Source organism: Pseudomonas sp. 9_2_1, from assembly GCF_059295275.1.
The window spans coordinates 5,686,432-5,699,559 of sequence record NZ_CM181239.1 but is presented as its reverse complement, the minus strand read 5'-3'; the positions used below and the strand labels follow the sequence as shown (position 1 = coordinate 5,699,559).

Genomic DNA, 13,128 nt, shown 5'->3' with positions numbered 1-13,128 from the left:
ACGCATCTCCCCGGGGCATTCCTGCCTCTCCCGTCTCTGCAACTTTTTACTCGGAGTTCGCCATCATGGCTGCTGCTTGGGTGCGCCTGTGCGCGTTGGTATTGATCGGTGTGTCCAGCGGCGCCGCGCTGGCAAAGGACAAGACACCCACAGCTATTGTGGTGGGCGGCGGCCTGGCGGGCCTGACAGCGGCTTACGAGCTGCAGAACAAAGGCTGGCAGGTGACCTTGCTGGAAGCAAAGGCGGGCATGGGCGGGCGCTCAGGCCTTGCCACCAGCGAGTGGATCGGTAACGCCAAGGCGCAGCCAGTGCTCAACCAGTACATTGACCGTTTCAAGCTTGAAACACTGCCGGCGCCCGAGTTCGTGCGTACCCCCGGTTACCTGATCGACGGCGAGTACTTCAGCGCCACTGACCTGGCCACCAAGCAACCGGCCACCGCCGAGGCGCTCAAGCGCTACGAGAAGACCCTCGACGACCTGGCACGCTCGATCGACGACCCGATGAACCCGCAGGCGACCAGCACGCTGTTCGCCCTCGACCAGATCAACGTTTCCAGCTGGCTGGACAAACTGCAACTGCCGGCCACCGCCCGTCAGCTGGTGAACCAGCAGATTCGTACCCGCTACGATGAGCCGTCGCGCCTGTCGCTGCTGTACTTCGCCCAGCAGAACCGTGTGTACCGCGGCGTCAGCGACCGCGATCTGCGCGCCGCGCGCCTGCCGGGTGGCAGCCCGGTGCTGGCCCAGGCTTTCGTCAAGCAGCTCAAGACCATCAAGACCAGCTCGCCGGTGACCGCCATTGTCCAGGACAAGGACGGCGTCACGGTCAAGGTTGGCAGTGTCGGTTATCAGGCCGATTACCTGGTACTGGCCGTGCCGCTGCGCGCGCTGGCCAAGATCCAGATGACCCCGGGCCTGGACGGCCAGCACGTGGCGGCGCTGAAGGGCACCAACTATGGCTGGCGCGACCAGCTGATGCTGAAGTTCAAGACGCCAGTGTGGGAAAGCCGCGCACGCATGTCGGGTGAAATCTTCAGTAATGCCGGCCTGGGCATGCTGTGGATCGAGCCTGCGCTGAAGGGTGGCGCCAACGTGGTGATCAACCTGTCCGGTGATAATGCCCGCCTGCTGCAGGCCTTCGGCGACAAGCAGATGGTCGACCAGGTGCTGATCCGCCTGCACGCGTTCTACCCGCAGGCACGTGGTGCGTTCACTGGCTACGAGGTCAAGCGTTACAGCGTCGACGCCGGTACCGGCGGCGCCTACCTGGCCTATGGCCCGGGGCAGATCAGCAAATACTGGCGCCTGTGGGAGCGCCCGGTGCAGCGTATCACCTTTGCCGGCGAGCACACCGATGCCTTGTACCCGGGCACCCTGGAAGGCGCCCTGCGCAGTGGCCAGCGCGCCGCCAGCCAGGCGCAGGACCTGCTGGCCGGCAAGTCGTTCGACCCGGCCAAAGCGGTACCGGTTGCAGCGGCCGCAGCCGGAGCTGCAGCAGCCAAGGACAGCAATGGCGGGTTCTTCTCCAATATGTTCGGCGGCTCGTCCGACAAGGCTGACAAGGCACCTGCAAAGCCAGAGCTCAAGCAGGTCGATGAGGCAAAGCAGGACAAGCCTGGCTTCTTCAAGCGCCTGTTTGGTGGGGATGACAAGCCTGAAGTGAAGGCGGAGCCCATCGCCAAGGCCGAGGAAGTGGTACCGGCAGTTGCGCCTGTGCCTGCTCCTCAAGTCGCGCCGGCCGCAGTGGTCAAGGAAGCGTCGGCCAAGCCTGCGGCGATCAAGGCTGCACCGGTCAAGCATGCCCCGGCGCACAAATCGGCGCACAAACCTGCCGAGCCCAAGAAGGCCACTGCCAAGTCCGAGCCTGCCAAGAAGACCGTGGTCAATACCCAGGCCAAAGCGAGCTGATTTACTGACCAGTGCTGGCCTCTTCGCGGGTAAACCCGCTCCCACAGTGCATGCACCACCTGTGGGAGCGGGTTTACCCGCGAAGAGGCCGGCACTGGCAGGCGCGTACTCTCCGTCTATTGTTAATGTTTCCTTAATGGGCAGCTCAGAGAATAAATATCGTATTTATCGATAATCCGAAGCAGTTTTTTCCGCTTTTATTCGATACGTTACGCGCTAATCTGTGCACAGCTTTCACGGGGAAACACGCCAACATGCAACTGCGCAATTCACCTTCTCGCTACGGCGTGGTCAGCATCGTCCTGCACTGGGGCGTGGCGCTGGCAGTCTTCGGCCTGTTTGGCCTGGGCCTGTGGATGGTCGGCCTCGACTATTACAGCCCATGGCGCAAAGCCGGCCCGGACTTGCACAAAAGCATTGGTCTGGTGCTGCTGGCGGTGATGCTGCTGCGTGTGCTCTGGCGCTTCATCAGCCCACCACCACCGGCTCCGGCCAACCACGGCGCATTCACTCGCCTGGCGGCCAAGCTCGGCCATCTGGCTCTGTACATCGGCCTGTTTGCGGTGATGGCGGCCGGTTACCTGATTTCCACCGCCGACGGTGTTGGCATTCCGGTGTTCGGGTTGTTCGAAGTCCCGGCACTGGTCAGCGATCTGCCCGACCAGGCGGATGTGGCTGGCGTGATCCATCTCTGGCTGGCCTGGGGCCTGGTGATTTTTGCCGTGCTGCATGCCCTGGCAGCGTTCAAGCACCATTTCATCGACCGTGACGCGACCCTGACCCGTATGCTGGGCCGCAAAGCTTGACTCTCAACCTCAATTGCAAAGGAAGGAACTAAGGATGTTGAAAAAGACTTTTGCCGCTCTGGCGCTCGGTACCGCTCTGCTCTGCGCTGGCCAGGCCATGGCTGCCGAGTACAAGATCGACAAGGAAGGCCAGCACGCGTTCGTCGACTGGAAGATCAGCCACCTGGGCTACAGCTTCATTCACGGTACCTTCAAGGACTTCGACGGCAACTTCAGCTGGGACAGCGCCAAGCCTGAAGCCAGCAAGATCAGCGTCGACCTGAAAACCGCCAGCCTGTGGTCGAACCACGCCGAGCGTGACAAGCACATCGCCAGCGCCGACTTCCTCGATGTGAAGAAGTACCCGGAAGCCAAGTTCGTTTCCACCAGCGTCAAGTCGACTGGCGACAAGACTGCTGACGTGACTGGCGACCTGACCATGCACGGCGTGACCAAGCCGGTCACCTTCAAGGCCACCTTCAACGGTGAAGGCAAGGACCCATGGGGCGGCGAGCGCGCTGGCTTCAACGCCACCACCACGCTGAACCTGAACGACTTCGGCATCAAAGGCCCGGGCGCGACCTCGCAGACCCTGGACCTGGATATCAGTGTTGAAGGCGTGAAGCAGAAGTAACTATTGCTCGGCAATAAAAAACGCCGCCCATTGGGCGGCGTTTTTATTTGCCTTTGCCGAGGATGAGCCGGCAAAGGCTGGCCTGGGTTTAGCCTTTTCGGGTCAACAAGGCCGGGCGCTCGCCACGCGGGCGGCTTGGCAGGTCATCCAGCTGCTCGGGCGTCGGGAAGCGGTCAAGCTTGGATTCCTTGCGGATGATCACGGGCTGTTTTTCCGGCTGGCGCGGGTTGCGCACGGCCGGCTCTTGCCGGGCAGCATCGTCACGCGCCGGACGGCCACGGCCACCACCGCCATCACGACGGGCGCCGCCGCCGTTATTGGCGCGGGGTGGGCGTTTTTCGCCACCGTTGGAAGCACCACCACTACGCTGTTGGCCGCCACTGCGCGCCTGGCCCTGGCCCCCGGCATTGCTGCGTGGGGCGTTACCCTGGCCCTGACCGGCACCAGCACCTGGGCGGCGATTGCGGCCTTGGCCTTTACCTTGGTACGGGCTCACGTAGTCGGCACGGTTACCGAAGTTATCCACATCGTCGTCCAGGAACGCTTCAGGATCGCGATCGGCTGGCGCTTTCGGCGTACTTGCGCTGCTGGCCTGCTGCTGTTGCTGCTGACGCGGCTTCTTGTCGCGCGGCTTGCGCGGCTGCTGTTGCCGGTCGCCGCTCTTTTCCTTGTCGGCCGGCTTGTCAGCAGCCTGCGGCTTGGCCTTGCCTTTATCCTTGCCTTTGTCCTTGCGGCCGCCGTTGGCGTCCTTGCTGCCTTCGCCGCGTGGCTGCTGGTTGCGACCGCCACGGCCGTTGTTTTGCGGGCGTTCACGTACTTCGGGCTTTTCGGCTTCTACCTGGCTGGCATCAAAGCCCATCCAGTCGCCGTCCGGGATACGCTGCTTGGTCACCCGCTCGATGCTCTTGAGCAGTTTTTCTTCGTCCGGCGCGACCATGGAGATGGCCTCGCCCGAACGACCGGCGCGGCCGGTACGGCCGATGCGGTGGACGTAATCTTCCTCCACGTTCGGCAGCTCGAAGTTGACCACGTGCGGCAGCTGGTCGATGTCCAGCCCGCGCGCGGCGATATCGGTGGCTACCAGCACGCGCACGCTGTTGGCCTTGAAGTCGGCCAGTGCCTTGGTGCGGGCGTTCTGGCTCTTGTTACCGTGGATGGCGGCGGCGGTCAGGCCGTGCTTTTCCAGGTACTCGGCCAGGCGATTGGCACCGTGCTTGGTGCGGGTGAACACCAGCACCTGCTCCCAGGCACCCAGGGTAATCAGGTGCGCCAGCAGTGCACGCTTGTGGCTGGCGGGCAGGCGGTAAATGCGCTGCTCGATACGCTCGACAGTGGTGTTTGGAGGGGTGACCTCGATGCGCTCCGGGTTGTGCAGGAGCTTGTCGGCCAGGTCGGTGATGTCCTTGGAGAAGGTCGCCGAGAACAGCAGGTTCTGGCGCTTGGCCGGCAGGCGGGCGAGGACCTTCTTCACGTCATGGATGAAGCCCATGTCGAGCATGCGGTCGGCTTCGTCGAGTACCAGGATTTCCACGTGGGCCAGGTCGACCTTGCCTTGGCCGGCCAGGTCGAGCAAGCGGCCCGGGCAGGCGACCAGCACGTCCACGCCCTTGGCAATGGCCTGGACCTGCGGGTTCATGCCAACCCCGCCGAAGACGCAGGCGCTGACCAGTGGCAGGTCGCGGGCGTAGACCTTGAAGCTGTCATGCACCTGGGCTGCCAGTTCGCGGGTCGGGGTGAGGACCAGTACGCGAGGCTGGCGCGGGCCATGCCGCTGCGACTTGTCGGGGTGGCCGGCCGGGAACAGGCGCTCGAGAATCGGCAGGGCGAAGCCACCGGTTTTACCAGTACCTGTCTGAGCGGCAACCATCAGGTCGCGGCCTTGCAACACGGCGGGAATCGCCCGCTGTTGCACGGGGGTCGGCTGGGTATAGCCCGCAGCCTCGATAGCGCGGACAAGTGCCTCGGAGAGACCGAGGGAAGCAAAGGACATGGGCGATCCTGTTCTCGTGTGGGCTGGGCCCGTAGGGATGTTCTGCCTGGCGCGACGGGCATCGGTGGGATGCGATCGCGTCCGGTCCAGCTGGGCTTTCACTGCACATCCGGGAAACGGAGGGTGGACGCGAAAGCGCGTCAATTGCCGATCGGGATGCCTGTTGCGAGGCCGAGCGTCCGGGCGTGAGCCGGGCGGGAAGGCCCGAGTATAACAGAGCTATCGCGCTGTGCCGCTTTCCTGCTGCTCAACGGCGTTGAGAATGCTTCCGATGTCGCCCGTATAGCGGTTGCTGATCGCCAAGAAGGCCGGTTCCTGCTTGAAACGCCGCAGTTCTTCGGCAAAGGCCAGGGCCAGTGCTTCTCGCCCGGGCTTGCGCACCAGTCCCAGATACTGAGGCTGGCGGCTGATCACCAGCGGCAGTTGTTCGACTTGCTGCTCAAGGCGCAACTGCTGGAGCAGGTAGTGGCCGACCTTGCGGTCGGTGATTGCCAGGTCCACACGCCCCAGTACCAGCTTGCCAAAGTTGGCTTCGTGAGTGGGCGCGGCCTCACGCTTGAAGTGTGGCGCCTCGGTGAAGGCCTTGCCATAGGCGTAGCCGGGGGATGTACCGACGCGAAGACCGGCGAGATCTGCGAGGCTGGTCACGCTATGGCGACGCGAATGTTGCTGGAACAGGACGAACTCCACAATCGACATGGGCTCGGGGGCATAAACCAGGTAAGGCTGGCGTGCCTCGGTCTGGAAGATGTCGAGAATGCCATCTGCCAGGCCTTGCTCGACCATTGCCAGGCAGCGCTTCCACGGCAGGAACTGCCATTCCACTTCCACGCCCAGGCGGGCGAAGACCTGGGTGGTGACTTCGTAGTCTATGCCTTGCGGTTGGCCGTCATGTTCATACACATAGGGTGCCCAGTCGTCGCTCACCAGGCGCAAGCGCTCGGCCAGGGCCAACGGGCTCAGGCATATGAGCAGCAGGATCCAGAACAGGCGGGCGACGTGTGGCATGGCCGGAGATTACGCGCTCGGCCTGGGCAAGGCCAGTGCAGATGGTGTCCTTGTGTGCGGGCCCCACTCAACACCGGGAGGCCCGCAACAGATGTGCCTCGATATCCTTGCGCTGTTCGCCCAGCGACAGGCGCAGCCCCGGGTGGCGCAGGCACTGGCGCAGCCGGTCGGGCTCCATGTGGCCATGGCGGGCATTGAGGTTTTCCAGGGCCTTGTCCCACCAGGCCGGCGCGCAGGCACGGTCGAATTCGTTGGGGTAGGGGTAGCAGCCATACAGCAGCTCGCGGGCAAACTGGCGTTCGTGGCGCGGCAGGGTCAGGCTGAGTGCTTTATAGCCCAGGCGCTGCAAGGCCGGTGGTCGCGGCAGCTGGTCGTTGACCAGGGTGACGTCGGCGAGCGCGGCCTGGCTCAGGGGGGCTTCACCGTGCTTGCGCAGCCAGGCCTGGATCTTGGCACGGAATTGCGCCTTGCGGCTCCAGTAGTGGTGGATGACATCGGTGCATTCGGCCACCGCCAGCGTGCGGTAAGCCGCCACAGCCAGGCAGAACTCCTCGAGGGTGTAGGCCTCGCGTGCCAAGGGATGGAACTCGTCCATCATGGCAATGGAGCGGTCCAGAGTGCTGGCATCTTCGGCCGTAAGGCCGATCACTCCGGAGTTGACCAGTGGCATCTGGCAGTCGGCCAGGCCTCGGGATTCGAGGATCGCCAGCAGGTTCCTGTACAGCAGGCACTTCTGGTTGGCGCCATAGCGGGCGCCGATGGCGTTGCACAGCAGTTGGCCTGGCGCTACCCGGGCGAACAGTTGCAGTGGCGATTTGCGGAAGAACGTATCGGTATCGATCAGGACTGCCAGCGGGTGTTGCTGCAATACCTGTCGCAACAGCACATGCTTGCTGCGGAAGTGATAGCCGTGCGGGGCGTTCCATGCCTGGCGCGTGGCCTCGTCCAGCAGGTGGACGGTGACCGGGAGGCTGGCATAGGGCTGCGGGTTATCCGTGTAGACCTGGATATCCATGGCTTCGCCCGCAGCGCTGTCCAGGTGGGCGAGGGCGCTGACGATGCTGAAGCAGGCTTCCTGATGGTAGGTTGCCGGGCCAAAAGCCAGGTAGACGAGCTGTGGCCGCGAAGGCTGGAGATGCTGCATGGCTGGCAAGACCTGTGTAACCGGAAAATGAACAAGGCTTTAGTCTATGACCAAAGCCTTAATCATTTCTTAAGCAGACTTTGCCAAAAAGTTTCAGCGCGGCAGCTTCAGGTTGTTCCAGATCGCCAGGCTCGGTTCGGCCTGGTTCAAGGTGTAGAAGTGCAGGCCAGGTGCGCCGCCTTGCAGCAGCTGCTCGCACATGCGGGTGATCACTTCTTCGCCGAATGCCTGGATGCTGGCGGTGTCGTCGGCATAGGCTTCCAGCTGCTTGCGGATCCAGCGCGGGATCTCGGCGCCACAGGCGTCGGAGAAACGTGCCAGTTTGCTGTAGTTGGTGATCGGCATGATGCCCGGTACCACCGGGATGTCCACGCCCAGTTTCTGTGCGCGCTCGACGAAGTAGAAGTAGCTGTCGGCGTTGAAGAAGTACTGGGTAATGGCGCTGTCGGCACCGGCCTTGACCTTGTGCACGAAGTTGCCCAGGTCAGCCTCGAAATTGCGCGCCTGCGGGTGCATTTCCGGGTAGGCAGCCACTTCCAGGTGGAAGTGATCGGCGGTTTCCTGGCGGATGAACTCGACCAGGTCGCTGGCATAGCGCAGCTCGCCACTGGCCATGCCCATGCCCGACGGCAGGTCGCCACGCAGGGCAACGATGCGCTTGATGCCGGCGGCCTTGTATTCGGCCAGCAGGGCGCGCAGGTCGGCCTTGCTGTCGCCGACGCACGACAGATGCGGCGCGGCAGGCACCTTCACTTCGTTTTCCAGCTGCAGCACGGTGTTCAGCGTGCGGTCGCGGGTCGAACCACCGGCACCGTAGGTGCAGGAGAAGAAGTCCGGGTTGTAGGTGGCCAGCTGGCGGGCGACGCCCATCAGTTTTTCGTGGCCAGCGTCGGTCTTGGTCGGGAAGAACTCAAAGCTGTAGCGGCGTTCTTGTGACATTGATCGTTCCTCGAGCAGCAGGCTTAAGGCGGCAAGCTGCAAGTGAAAGCCAGGCCGGTGTGAGCCGGCCTGGCTTGGGCATCGTTGCTTGGCGTTGCCTGCTGCTTAGTAGCGGTAGGCGTGCGGCTTGAACGGGCCTTCGACGGTCACACCGATGTAGTCGGCTTGCTGCTTGGTCAGCTGGGTGACCACGCCGCCGAAGCCGCGGACCATTTCCAGGGCCACTTCTTCGTCGAGCTTTTTCGGCAGCACTTCAACGGTCAGGCGCTCGGCTTTCTTCTCGGCCGACAGGTCGGCGAACTTCTGCTCGAACAGGAAGATCTGTGCCAGTACCTGGTTGGCGAACGAACCGTCCATGATGCGGCTCGGGTGGCCAGTGGCGTTGCCCAGGTTGACCAGGCGGCCTTCGGCCAGCAGGATCAGGTAATCGTCGTTCTGCGGGTCGAAGCTGCCAGCGCCGGTGCGGTGGATCTTGTGTACCTGCGGCTTGACCTCTTCCCATGCCCAGTTCTTGCGCATGAAGGCAGTGTCGATTTCGTTGTCGAAGTGGCCGATGTTGCAGACCACGGCACGCTTCTTCAGGGCCTTGAGCATGTTGGCGTCGCAGACGTTGACGTTACCGGTGGTGGTCACGATCAGGTCGATCTTGCCCAGCAGGGCCTTGTCGATGCTGGCTTCGGTGCCGTCGTTGATGCCGTCGATGAACGGCGAAACCAGTTCGAAGCCGTCCATGCAGGCCTGCATGGCGCAGATCGGGTCAACTTCGGTGACTTTGACGATCATGCCTTCCTGGCGCAGGGACTGGGCCGAGCCCTTGCCCACGTCACCGTAGCCGATCACCAGGGCCTGCTTGCCCGACAGCAGGTGGTCGGTGCCACGCTTGATGGCGTCGTTCAGGCTGTGACGGCAGCCGTACTTGTTGTCGTTCTTGCTCTTGGTGACCGAATCGTTGACGTTGATCGCCGGGACTTTCAGCTCGCCCTTGGCCAGCATGTCCAGCAGGCGGTGCACGCCGGTGGTGGTTTCTTCGGTCACACCGTGTACGCGGTCCAGTACCTGTGGGTACTTCTTGTGCAGCAGCTCGGTCAGGTCACCACCGTCGTCGAGGATCATGTTGGCGTCCCATGGCTGGCCATCTTTCAGGATGGTCTGCTCCAGGCACCACTCGTACTCTTCCTCGGTTTCACCTTTCCAGGCGAACACAGGGATACCGGCGGCGGCGATGGATGCGGCGGCCTGGTCCTGGGTGGAGAAGATGTTGCAGGACGACCAGCGCACTTCGGCGCCCAGGGCAACCAGGGTTTCGATCAGCACGGCGGTCTGGATGGTCATGTGGATGCAGCCCAGAATCTTCGCACCCTTGAGCGGTTGCTCGGTCAGGTACTTGCGACGCAGGCCCATCAGCGCAGGCATTTCCGATTCGGCGATGATGGTTTCGCGACGGCCCCAGGCGGCCAGGGAGATGTCGGCGACTTTGAAATCGGTAAAACCAGCAGGCATGTTTGCAGCGCTCATGAGAGCCTCCATTCGTAGTGTGCGAATGGGCGCCGTTGTGCGTTAAGCGCCCGCGAGAGCGAGCAACGCCCCATCCGAGCCTGACAGGCCTAGCCTGCTGCAGCGCCCCTCGGACAGGTGGCGGGCATGGCGCCGCTGTGGGCAGCCATGTGAAACGGCGCAGATTATAGCCGTGCTGGGCGGCTTGCCCAAGGTTTTCTGTCGATTAATCGCGACGATAGTCGATGTTCAATGGAGCGATCGCGGCCGCTCTGCCATCATTGCTGGACGTTAGCCAAGCAGGTCAGGAGTACAGATGAACTTTCACACCCGCAAGTGGGTTAAACCCGAAGACCTCAACCCCAATGGCACTTTGTTCGGTGGCAGCCTGTTGCGCTGGATCGACGAAGAGGCAGCGATCTACGCCATCGTCCAGCTGGGCAACCAGCGCGTGGTGACCAAGTACATGTCGGAAATCAACTTCGTCAGTGCTTCGCGCCAAGGCGACATAATCGAACTGGGCATCACTGCCACAGAGTTCGGCCGCACCTCGATCACCTTGAAGTGCGAAGTGCGCAACAAGATCACCCGCAAGAGCATCCTCACCGTCGACAAGATGGTGTTCGTCAACCTGGGTGAGGACGGCATGCCGGCGGCGCACGGGCGCACCGAGATCAAGTACGTGCAGGACCAGTTCCCGGATTCGGCGGTAGAGTGATTTTCCGGGGCTGCTCTGCAGCCCATCGCCGGTAAGCCAGCTCCCACAGGTACAGCGCAGAACCGGGGCCTGGCGCCATCCTGTGGGAGCTGGCTTGCCGGCGATGGGCCGCACAGCGGCCCCGAAAATCCTACGGCTGGGCGCTGACCTTGCGCACCACCCGGCCGATGCTCAAGCCCTGCACCAGGATCGACGACAGCACCACGATGTAGGTGATCGACAGCAGCAGGTCACGCTCCTCGCCCAGCGGCAGCGACAGCGCAAGGGCAACCGACACCCCGCCACGCAGGCCACCCCAGGTCAGTACCCGCACCGTGCCCTTGGGCACCGGGCGCCAGCGGCGCAGCAGCAAGATCGCCGGGGCCACGGTCAGCATCCGCGACAGCAGCACCGCCAGCGCCAGCACGCCACCGGCGGCCAGGTGCATCCAGTTGAACGGCAGCAGCAACAGCTCCAGGCCGATCAGCGCGAACAGCAGGGCGTTGAGCATGTCATCAATGAGCTCCCAGAAGCCGTCCATGTAGCGACGGGTCATGTCGTTCATCGCCAGGTTGCGGCCCAGGTTACCGATGATCAGGCCGGCCACGACCATGGCAATCGGCGCCGAAACGTGCAGCTCGTAGCACATGGCCGAACCGCCGATGACCAGCGCCAGGGTCAGCATGACCTCGACTTGATACTGCTCGACGCTTTTGATCATGCGGTAGGTGGCGTAGCCGATGATGCCGCCGAACACCACCCCGCCGATGGCCTCGCGAGCGAACAGAATCGCCGTGTCGGCAAAGCTCGGCGTTTCTCCCAGCTGGATGATGCCCAGCAACACGGTGAACACCACCACGGCGGTACCGTCGTTGAACAGTGACTCGCCAACGATGGTGGTTTTCAGTGGTTTCGAGGCATTGGCGGTACGCAGTGCGCCGAGCACGGCAATCGGGTCGGTCGGCGAGATCAGTGCACCGAACAGCAGGCAGTAGATCAACGGTACCTGCCAGCCGAACATGGCGAATACCCAGTGCGACAAGTAGCCGATGACCACGGTGGCAATCAGCACGCCGACGGTCGCCAGCAGCCCTATAGGCCAGCGGTAGCTGCGCAAGTCGGTGAGGTTGACGTGCAAGGCGCCGGCAAACAGCAGGAACGCCAGCATCCAGTGCATCAGCAGGTCGTTGAAGTCGATCTGGTTCATCAGCCCTTCGACGCGAGCTTCCAGGCCGGGGAAGCCGACCAGGCTCAGCCCTTGCAGGATCAGCGAAAACAGCAACGCCGTGACCATCACGCCGATGGCGGGGGGCAGGCCGATGAAACGGTAATTGACGTAGGTAAGGAGGGTGGTCAGGCAGATAAACGCGGCAACTAGTTCAAGCATCCCAAATCCTGTAGCAGTGGCTTCCAAGTCGTAACCCGAATGGCTCGGGCAGTTCTTTGATGACCTGGCGAGGGGTTCGGGACACAGGCTTTGACCGGATTCGTTCCAATCGTTCCCATGTAAAGGGGCTGCCGCGCAGCCCAATCGCCGGCAAGCCAGCGCCCACATGTACTGCATCGACCTTGAAAGCAACGCGGTCAATGTGGGAGCTGGCTTGCCGGCGATTGGGCCGCACAGCGGCCCCCGAACCCTATATATTCACAGCCATAAAAAGGCCATAAGGACAACAAGGCGTGTTGGCAACATCTCTGGTGCTCGTCGCCGCCCTGCTGCATGCGACCTGGAATACCCTGATCAAATTCAGCGGCGAGCGCTTGCTGGTGATTGCCAGCATGGACACGGTGGCGCTGGCCTTCGCGGTGCTGGCTGTGCCTTTCGTCGAGGTGCCACCCGCCAATATCTGGCCGTGGCTGCTGGCCTCTGCGCTGGCCGAGCAGTTGTACCGCTATCTGCTTATCCAGGCCTACCGCGTCGGCGATCTGGGGCTGGTCTATCCTCTGATGCGCGGGCTGTCACCGCTGGTGGTGCTGGGCCTGACCCTGGCGTTTGCCGGGGAGTCGCTGAGCCAGCAGCAGATCATTGGTATCCTGCTGATCCCTTGCGGCATGGCTTGCCTGTTGTGGCAGGGCGGCGGCGGTGACCGGCTGCCCTGGTCGATGTTGCCGGTGGTCGCCCTGATTGGCCTGTGTATCGGTTGCTATACCTGGTTCGACGGCCAGGCCATCCGCTTGTGGGGCAAGCCCTGGGACTACCTGGTGTGGCTGACCCTGCTCAGCGCCTGGCAGTTTCCGCTTCTGGCCGGCGTTGCGCGACCGGCACCGTTTGCCTTGTTCTGGCGCACCCAATGGCGCCTGGGGCTGGCGGTAGGGTTCTGCGTATTGTTCAGTTACGCCCTGGTGTTATGGGCGATGCACTTGGGCTCGGTGGCCGAGGTGGCGGCACTGCGGGAGTTGAGTGTGATCCTGGTGGTACTGCTGGGCATGCGTTATCTCAAAGAACCTTTTGGCGGGCCGAGACTCCTAGCTTGCGGGCTGGTATTGGCCGGCATGCTGGTAATGAAGCTTTGACCTCTAGACTGAA

The 13,128-nt window shown here is 62.8% G+C and carries 11 protein-coding genes and 1 riboswitch; of the genes, 5 read left to right on the top strand and 6 right to left on the bottom strand.

Translation table 11 applies throughout. The features are described 5' to 3' along the window. The first annotated feature begins 65 nt into the window (after nucleotides 1-65). The 3 genes from AC5O5I_RS25860 (at nucleotide 66) to AC5O5I_RS25850 (ending at nucleotide 3,329) form a co-directional block, all read left to right on the top strand. A complete protein-coding gene (locus AC5O5I_RS25860; protein ID WP_494511776.1) occupies nucleotides 66-1,910 on the top strand; it encodes a flavin monoamine oxidase family protein in 1,845 nt (614 codons plus the stop codon). A 254-nt stretch (nucleotides 1,911-2,164) separates the two neighbouring features. Beyond that, nucleotides 2,165-2,716: a cytochrome b gene (locus AC5O5I_RS25855; protein ID WP_172227142.1), complete on the top strand. Its 552-nt coding sequence runs from the start codon at nucleotides 2,165-2,167 to the stop codon at nucleotides 2,714-2,716. 34 nt (nucleotides 2,717-2,750) lie between these two features. After that, entirely contained in the window at nucleotides 2,751-3,329 is a 579-nt protein-coding gene (locus tag AC5O5I_RS25850) for a YceI family protein (protein ID WP_494511775.1), read from the top strand. Between the two features lie 88 nt (nucleotides 3,330-3,417). Here the strand turns inward: AC5O5I_RS25850 and rhlE2 are convergent, their stop codons facing one another. The 5 genes from rhlE2 to ahcY all read right to left on the bottom strand — a co-directional run bounded on the left by rhlE2 (nucleotide 3,418) and on the right by ahcY (nucleotide 9,925). After that, nucleotides 3,418-5,319, bottom strand: a complete 1,902-nt coding sequence (gene rhlE2, locus AC5O5I_RS25845) for an RNA helicase RhlE2 (RefSeq protein ID WP_172287103.1) — start codon at nucleotides 5,317-5,319, stop codon at nucleotides 3,418-3,420. Nucleotides 5,320-5,538: 219 nt separating this feature from the next. Then, a complete protein-coding gene (locus AC5O5I_RS25840) occupies nucleotides 5,539-6,327 on the bottom strand; it encodes a substrate-binding periplasmic protein (protein WP_494511774.1) in 789 nt (262 codons plus the stop codon). A gap of 67 nt (nucleotides 6,328-6,394) precedes the next feature. Further along, nucleotides 6,395-7,471 (bottom strand): hypothetical protein, encoded by a 1,077-nt coding sequence (locus AC5O5I_RS25835; protein ID WP_172231073.1) that lies wholly within the window; start codon nucleotides 7,469-7,471, stop codon nucleotides 6,395-6,397. A gap of 93 nt (nucleotides 7,472-7,564) precedes the next feature. Beyond that, nucleotides 7,565-8,410, bottom strand: coding sequence for a methylenetetrahydrofolate reductase [NAD(P)H] (gene metF, locus AC5O5I_RS25830; protein ID WP_494511773.1), 846 nt, complete (start codon nucleotides 8,408-8,410; stop codon nucleotides 7,565-7,567). A gap of 105 nt (nucleotides 8,411-8,515) precedes the next feature. Continuing rightward, on the bottom strand, nucleotides 8,516-9,925 hold the full coding sequence (ahcY, locus tag AC5O5I_RS25825; protein WP_172228723.1) for an adenosylhomocysteinase: 1,410 nt from the start codon (nucleotides 9,923-9,925) through the stop codon (nucleotides 8,516-8,518). Between the two features lie 20 nt (nucleotides 9,926-9,945). Further along, nucleotides 9,946-10,042, bottom strand: a riboswitch (S-adenosyl-L-homocysteine riboswitch). A 178-nt stretch (nucleotides 10,043-10,220) separates the two neighbouring features. Here ahcY and AC5O5I_RS25820 point away from each other — a divergent pair. Continuing rightward, a complete protein-coding gene (locus tag AC5O5I_RS25820) occupies nucleotides 10,221-10,622 on the top strand; it encodes an acyl-CoA thioesterase (RefSeq protein WP_027592453.1) in 402 nt (133 codons plus the stop codon). 130 nt (nucleotides 10,623-10,752) lie between these two features. On the opposite strand, the gene AC5O5I_RS25815 is transcribed toward AC5O5I_RS25820, so the two are convergent. Then, on the bottom strand, nucleotides 10,753-11,988 hold the full coding sequence (locus AC5O5I_RS25815; protein ID WP_172228725.1) for a cation:proton antiporter: 1,236 nt from the start codon (nucleotides 11,986-11,988) through the stop codon (nucleotides 10,753-10,755). 293 nt (nucleotides 11,989-12,281) lie between these two features. Between AC5O5I_RS25815 and AC5O5I_RS25810 the strand changes: the two genes are divergently transcribed. After that, on the top strand, nucleotides 12,282-13,115 hold the full coding sequence (locus tag AC5O5I_RS25810) for an EamA family transporter (RefSeq protein ID WP_172228727.1): 834 nt from the start codon (nucleotides 12,282-12,284) through the stop codon (nucleotides 13,113-13,115). The last annotated feature ends 13 nt before the right edge of the window (nucleotides 13,116-13,128 follow it).

What these genes read in the sequence shown, in the direction of transcription:
- AC5O5I_RS25860 (WP_494511776.1), top strand. Translation starts at nt 66, where the DNA reads ATGGCTGCTGCTTGGGTGCGCCTGTGCGCGTTGGTATTGATCGGTGTG.
- AC5O5I_RS25855 (WP_172227142.1), top strand. Translation starts at nt 2,165, where the DNA reads ATGCAACTGCGCAATTCACCTTCTCGCTACGGCGTGGTCAGCATCGTC.
- AC5O5I_RS25850 (WP_494511775.1), top strand. Translation starts at nt 2,751, where the DNA reads ATGTTGAAAAAGACTTTTGCCGCTCTGGCGCTCGGTACCGCTCTGCTC.
- rhlE2 (WP_172287103.1), bottom strand. Translation starts at nt 5,319, where the DNA reads ATGTCCTTTGCTTCCCTCGGTCTCTCCGAGGCACTTGTCCGCGCTATC.
- AC5O5I_RS25840 (WP_494511774.1), bottom strand. Translation starts at nt 6,327, where the DNA reads ATGCCACACGTCGCCCGCCTGTTCTGGATCCTGCTGCTCATATGCCTG.
- AC5O5I_RS25835 (WP_172231073.1), bottom strand. Translation starts at nt 7,471, where the DNA reads ATGCAGCATCTCCAGCCTTCGCGGCCACAGCTCGTCTACCTGGCTTTT.
- metF (WP_494511773.1), bottom strand. Translation starts at nt 8,410, where the DNA reads ATGTCACAAGAACGCCGCTACAGCTTTGAGTTCTTCCCGACCAAGACC.
- ahcY (WP_172228723.1), bottom strand. Translation starts at nt 9,925, where the DNA reads ATGAGCGCTGCAAACATGCCTGCTGGTTTTACCGATTTCAAAGTCGCC.
- AC5O5I_RS25820 (WP_027592453.1), top strand. Translation starts at nt 10,221, where the DNA reads ATGAACTTTCACACCCGCAAGTGGGTTAAACCCGAAGACCTCAACCCC.
- AC5O5I_RS25815 (WP_172228725.1), bottom strand. Translation starts at nt 11,988, where the DNA reads ATGCTTGAACTAGTTGCCGCGTTTATCTGCCTGACCACCCTCCTTACC.